The 6,364-nt window shown below is 65.3% G+C and carries 6 protein-coding genes; 5 read left to right on the plus strand and 1 reads right to left on the minus strand.

From position 1 onward, the window contains the following. Positions 1-996 (minus strand): ABC transporter transmembrane domain-containing protein (locus PMI14_RS21960; RefSeq protein ID WP_007857590.1); only part of this gene is annotated, 996 nt, incomplete at its 3' end. A 384-nt stretch (positions 997-1,380) separates the two neighbouring features. Between PMI14_RS21960 and PMI14_RS21965 the strand changes: the two genes are divergently transcribed. From PMI14_RS21965 to PMI14_RS21985, 5 genes are all read left to right on the plus strand, one after another. Continuing rightward, positions 1,381-2,151, plus strand: coding sequence for an ABC transporter ATP-binding protein (locus PMI14_RS21965; RefSeq protein ID WP_007857591.1), 771 nt, complete (start codon positions 1,381-1,383; stop codon positions 2,149-2,151). 169 nt (positions 2,152-2,320) lie between these two features. Then, positions 2,321-3,052, plus strand: a complete 732-nt coding sequence (locus PMI14_RS21970) for an ABC transporter ATP-binding protein (RefSeq protein WP_007857592.1) — start codon at positions 2,321-2,323, stop codon at positions 3,050-3,052. Between the two features lie 73 nt (positions 3,053-3,125). Continuing rightward, positions 3,126-4,322: an ABC transporter substrate-binding protein gene (locus PMI14_RS21975; protein WP_007857593.1), complete on the plus strand. Its 1,197-nt coding sequence runs from the start codon at positions 3,126-3,128 to the stop codon at positions 4,320-4,322. Positions 4,323-4,375: 53 nt separating this feature from the next. Further along, on the plus strand, positions 4,376-5,260 hold the full coding sequence (locus PMI14_RS21980; protein ID WP_007857594.1) for a branched-chain amino acid ABC transporter permease: 885 nt from the start codon (positions 4,376-4,378) through the stop codon (positions 5,258-5,260). 15 nt (positions 5,261-5,275) lie between these two features. Further along, the gene (locus tag PMI14_RS21985; RefSeq protein ID WP_007857595.1) at positions 5,276-6,274 is read left to right on the plus strand and encodes a branched-chain amino acid ABC transporter permease; all 999 of its coding nucleotides are present in this window, start codon (positions 5,276-5,278) and stop codon (positions 6,272-6,274) included. Positions 6,275-6,364: the final 90 nt, after the last annotated feature.

Genomic DNA, 6,364 nt, shown 5'->3' on the forward strand with positions numbered 1-6,364 from the left:
GCGGCTGCCGAGCAGCTCCATCAAGCGCTCGGTGGCACCGGCCGCGCGCAGCAGGTCGCCATACACCTCGCCGAGCACTGCCACGGAGCCTGCCAGCAGGATCACGTAGACGACGGTCTGCCCCAGGTGCCCGGCCGTCATCTTGCCGGCCAGCACGGCCTGCGTGCCCTGGTACAGGCCCCACAGCAGCAGGGCCGCATTGGCGATGATGATGAAGGCCACCAGCACCGCGCGCGACAGGGTGCGCCGCACGGCCACGTGGAAGGCGTTCTCGGTGGCCTGCGAGAAGCGCTGCGCCTCGCGCGGCTCGGCGGTGTAGCTCTGCACCACGGGGATGGCGTTGAGCACCTCGGCCGCGATGGCGCTTGAGTCGGCCACGCGGTCCTGGCTGTCACGCGAAAGGCGCCGCACGCGCCGCCCGATCCACATCGTGGGCACCACCACCAGCACGATGGCCAGCAGCACCCAGGACATCACGTAGGGATTGGTCCACACCAGCATGGCCAGCGCGCCGATGCCCATGACCGCATTGCGCAGCCCCATGGACAGGGACGAGCCCACCACCGTCTGCACCAGGGTCGTGTCCGCCGTCAGGCGCGAGAGCACCTCGCCGGTCTGGGTGGTCTCGAAGAACTGCGGGCTTTGCTGCAGCACATGGCCGTACACCGCATTGCGCAGGTCGGCCGTCACACGCTCGCCCAGCCAGCTCACCATGTAGAAGCGCCCGGCCGAGAACACACCGAGCGCAATCGCCACGGCGAACAGGGCTTCGAAATGGTCGCGCAGCGCCATGGTCTGCTCGCCCCTGTCGGCGGTGACCAGGCCGCCATCGACCAGCGTGCGCAGTGCGATGGGGAACGCCAGCGTGGCCAGCGCCGCGAGCACCAGGAACAGGCCGGACAGGGCGATGCGCCCGCTGTACGGACGCAGGAAAGGCAGCAGGCCGGTCAGGGAGCGCGGTGCCCCGCGCGCAGGGGAGGAGGGGGAGGATGCCATGCGCCCAGTGTAGGGCGGCGGCTTGCACGCGGGAGGTGGGCCGGCGGCTCCGTACAGGTGGATACATGCCGCTGCCTGTGCCGACGGCGTGTTCACCAGTCAGTAAAAAGTCAGCCTGAGGGCTTGGCGCTGGCAATGGCCAAGAGGGCCGCACACCGGGCCACCGCGCCCTGTTTCAGAGGAAGCATCCGGGTATACGAGCATGCCCTCGGAGCGCCGCACGCAGCACCGCACTGTCACCTAGGCGTTTATACATAGGCATTAGTCCCAGTATCTGCGCAGGGGCCCACCCGCATACGATGCGTTGCAACAACAAATAAGTATGCATGGAGACCTTGCCGCAAGGCTCTCCCACACCGCACACCACGGAGCAGCCAAGGCGCAATGAGCGACGTCATCCTCGAAACCACCAGCCTGACCAAAGAGTTCAAGGGCTTCACCGCAGTCAGCGATGTGAACCTGGCCGTGCGCCGGGGTTCCATCCATGCGCTGATCGGCCCCAATGGTGCAGGCAAGACCACATGCTTCAACCTGCTGACCAAGTTCCTGGAACCCACGTCGGGCGTCATCCGCTTCAACGGCCATGACATCACGCGCGAGCAGCCCGCACAGATCGCGCGCCGCGGCGTGATCCGCTCGTTCCAGATCTCGGCCGTGTTCCCGCACCTCACGCTGATGGAGAACGTGCGCCTGGGCCTGCAGCGCAAGCTCGGTACCTCGTTCCACTTCTGGCGCAGCGAACGCAGCCTGCACCAGCTCGACGACCGGGCCATGCAGCTGCTGACCGAGGTCGGCCTGGCCGACGTCGCCGACGAAGTCACCGTGAACCTGCCCTATGGCAGGAAGCGCGCGCTGGAGATCGCCACCACGCTGGCCATGGAGCCCGAGCTCATGCTGCTCGACGAGCCCACCCAGGGCATGGGCCACGAGGACGTGGACCGAGTCACCCAGCTCATCAAGAAGGTCTCGGCCGGCCGCACCATCCTCATGGTGGAGCACAACATGAAGGTGGTCTCCACCATCGCCGACCGCATCACCGTGCTGCAGCGCGGCGCCGTGCTGGCCGAAGGCCCGTATGCCGAGGTATCGAACAACCCGCAAGTGATGGAAGCCTACATGGGCACCACCGACGGCCAACTCCAGGGAGCCCATTGAATGAAGCTCCCCCTGAGTCGCTTCGCGCCTTCCCCCTCTCTCGACTCGCTGCGCGATTCGGGAGGGGGACGCCCCCAGCGCGGCGGGGCGGCCCTTGCGCGGGGGCACTGGCCTGGTGCGTGCCGGTTTCGTGGGCTGCAGGTGGCGCGTAGCGCAATGGATAACTGAGATGGCAAATTCCCCAATCAATAACGGCGTGCCTGCGCTGGACATCAAGGGCCTCGAAGCCTGGTACGGCGAATCGCATGTGCTGCACGGCGTGGACATCGTCGTGCAGCCCGGCGAGGTCGTGACCCTGCTGGGCCGCAACGGCGCCGGCCGCACCACCACCATGCGCGCCATCATGGGGCTCACGGGGGCACGCAAGGGCTCGGTGAAGATCAACGGCGTGGAAACCGTGGCCATGGCCACGCACCGCATCGCCCACTTGGGCGTGGGCTACTGCCCCGAAGAGCGCGGCATCTTCTCCAGCCTCTCGTGCGAGGAAAACCTGCTCCTGCCCCCGGCGCTCAAGACCGGCACGCCCGGCATGTCGGTGCAGGAGATCTATGCCATGTTCCCGAACCTGGCCGAGCGCAGGAACAGCCAGGGCACGCGCCTGTCCGGCGGCGAGCAGCAGATGCTGGCCGTGGCCCGCATCCTGCGCACGGGTGCCAAGCTGCTGCTGCTCGACGAAATTTCCGAAGGCCTGGCGCCCGTGATCGTGCAGGCCCTGGCGCGCATGATCACCATGCTGCGCGAGAAGGGCTACACGGTGGTCATGGTGGAGCAGAACTTCCGCTTTGCCGCGCCGCTGGCCGACCGTTTCTACGTCATGGAGCATGGCCGCATCGTCGAGAAGTTCGGCGCCGCCGAGCTCGAAGCCAAGATGCCGGTGCTCACCGAGCTGCTGGGCGTCTGACCCGACCCCCAGCCCCCTTGCGAAGACCCTACCCCCGATTCTTCACCACCACCACACCTACAGGAGACAAACCATGAAGAACCAACTCAAAGTGCTGGCCCTGATGCTCGGCGCCGCCGGTCTTGCGACGTCGGCCGCGCACGCGCAGGACAAGGTCAAGATCGGTTTCATCACCGACATGTCCAGCCTGTACGCCGACGTGGAAGGCAAGAACGGCGCGCTGGCCATCCAGATGGCCATCGACGACTTCGGCGGCAAGGTGCTGGGCATGCCCATCGAGCTGCTCAGCGCCGACCACCAGAACAAGGCCGACATCGCCGCCTCCAAGGCGCGCGAGTGGATCGACACGCAGGGCCTGACGATGATCTTCGGCGGCACCAACTCCGGCACCGCCCTGGCCACGGCCAAGGTGGCATCCGAGAAGAAGCGCGTGTACATCAACAACGGCGCGGCCAGCTCGGCGCTGACCAACGAACAGTGCTCGCCGTACACCGTGCACTACGCCTATGACACCGTGGCGCTGGCCAAGGGCACGGGCTCGGCCATCGTCGATACCGGTGGCAAGAGCTGGTACTTCCTGACCGCCGACTATGCCTTCGGCCATGCACTCGAAGCCGACACCACCACCGTGGTCAAGGCCAAGGGCGGCAACGTGGTGGGCGCCGTGCGCCACCCGCTCAATGCGTCGGACTTCTCGTCCTTCCTGCTGCAGGCACAGAACTCCAAGGCCCAGATCCTGGGCCTGGCCAACGCCGGCGGCGACACCATCAACGCCATCAAGGCTGCCAAGGAATTCGGCATCGGCAAGACCATGAAGCTCGCCGGCCTGCTGATCTTCATCAGCGACGTGCACAGCCTGGGCCTGCGCAACACCGAAGGCCTGCAGTTCACCACCAGCTGGTACTGGGACCTGAACGACGAGACGCGCAAGTTCTCGGCCCGCTTCTTCGAGAAGGCCAAGCGCATGCCCACCGAAATCCAGGCCGCCGACTACTCGGCCACCATGAACTACCTCAAGGCCGTGGAAGCCGCCAAGAGCATCGATGCCGACAAGGTCATGACCACCTGGCGCGGCATGAAGATGAACGACTTCTTCGGTTCGGGCCAGCTGCGCGCCGACGGCCGCTACGTGCACGACATGTACCTCATGGAAGTGAAGAAGCCTTCGGAGTCCACCAAGCCCTGGGACTACTACAAGCTCGTGAAGAAGCTGCCCGGCGACACGGTGTTCACCACCAAGGCCGAGAGCAAGTGCCCGCTCTGGAAATAAGCCTTTTCTCGACCTGACCCGAACCCCCTTCGCACCTCCTGCCGCTCTCGCCCATGGAAATCTTTGGTGTCTCATTGCCAGGCCTGTTGAGCCAGCTCCTCCTGGGGCTGGTCAACGGATCCTTTTATGCAATCCTCAGCCTGGGGCTGGCCGTGATCTTCGGCCTGCTCAACGTCATCAACTTTGCGCATGGTGCGCTGTTCATGACGGGGGCATTGATCACCTGGATGGCCATGAACTACCTGGGGCTCGGCTACTGGTGGATGCTGGTGCTGGCGCCGCTGGTGGTGGGGGTGTTCGGGGTGGTGATCGAGCGCTTGCTGCTGCGCTGGATCTACAAGCTCGACCACCTGTACGGGCTGCTGCTCACGCTGGGCCTCACGCTGCTGATCGAAGGGGTGTTCCGCTCCATCTACGGCGTGTCGGGCCTGGGCTATGACACGCCCGAACTGCTCGAGGGCGCGACCAACCTCGGCTTCATGATCATGCCCAACTACCGCGCCTGGGTCGTGGTGGCTTCGGTCGTGGTCTGCCTGGCCACCTGGTACGTGATCGAGAAGACCAAGCTCGGCGCCTACCTGCGCGCCGGCACCGAGAACCCCCGCCTGGTGGAAGCCTTCGGCATCAACGTGCCGGTGATGGTGACCCTGACCTACGCCTTCGGCGCAGCCCTCGCCGCATTTGCCGGCGTGCTCGCCGCGCCGGTCTACCAGGTCACGCCGCTGATGGGGCAGAACCTCATCATCGTGGTCTTTGCCGTGGTGGTGATCGGCGGCATGGGCTCCATCATGGGCTCCATCCTCACCGGCCTGGGCCTGGGCGTCATCGAAGGTTTCACCAAGGTGTTCTACCCCGAAGCATCGTCGACCGTGGTGTTCGTCATCATGGTCATCGTTCTCCTCATCCGCCCCGCCGGCCTGTTCGGCAAAGAAAAGTAAGCAGGGGCCGCTCGCATGAATCTCAAGAACCTCGCCCCCATCGGCTACGGCCTGCTGCTGCTGGGCCTGATCGCCGCGCCTTTCCTGGGTGCCTACCCTGTCTTCGTGATGAAGCTCATGTGCTTTGCACTGTTCGCTTCCGCGTTCAACCTGCTGCTTGGCTTCACCGGCCTGCTGTCCTTCGGCCATGCGGCCTTCCTGGGTGGCGCCGCCTACGTGGCCGGCCATGCCATCAAGGTCTGGGGCCTCACGCCCGAAGTGGGCCTGCTGCTCGGCACGGCCGGCGGCGCCTTGCTGGGCCTGCTGTTCGGCTGGCTGGCCATCCGCCGCCAGGGCATCTATTTCTCGATGATCACGCTGGCCCTGGCGCAGATGCTGTTCTTCGCCTGCCTGCAGGCCCCGTTCACCGGTGGCGAGGACGGCCTGCAGGGCGTGCCCCGCGGCAAGCTGTTCGGCGTCATCAGCCTGCAGAGCGACCTGGTGATGTACTACGTGGCGCTGGTCATCGTGGTGCTGGCCTTCCTGGTCATCGTGCGCACCATCCACTCGCCGTTCGGGCAGGTGCTCAAGGGCATCAAGGAGAACGAGCCGCGCGCCATCTCCCTGGGTTACGACACGCACCGCTTCAAGCTGCTGGCTTTTGTTCTCTCGGCCGCACTGGCCGGGCTGGCGGGCTCGCTCAAGACCTTGGTGCTGGGTTTTGCCACCTTGTCCGACGTGCACTGGACGGCTTCGGGGCAGGTGATCCTGATGACCCTCGTGGGCGGGCTCGGGACGCTGTCCGGGCCACTGATCGGGTCGGCTGTGGTGGTGATGCTGGAGAACAAGATTGGCGAGTTCGGTAACCTGCTGGCTGCTCTGACCAGCGTGGAATGGTTCAAGACGCTGGGTGAGTCGGTCACCATGGTCACGGGGTTGATCTTCGTGATCTGTGTGTTGTTGTTCCGGCGCGGGATCATGGGGGAAATCATTGCTTGGCTGGCCAGCCGTCGGGCATCAGGTTCGCGGCACTGAGGTTCTTATTGCCCCCATGCCTTTGTTGAGGGCGGAGGCCGGGTCTCGGCCCGGCGGCCGAGGTACTTGTTCTTTGCTTCGCCAAAGAAA

It is taken from the genome of Acidovorax sp. CF316 (genome assembly GCF_000276605.1).
Lineage (GTDB): Bacteria > Pseudomonadota > Gammaproteobacteria > Burkholderiales > Burkholderiaceae_C > Acidovorax.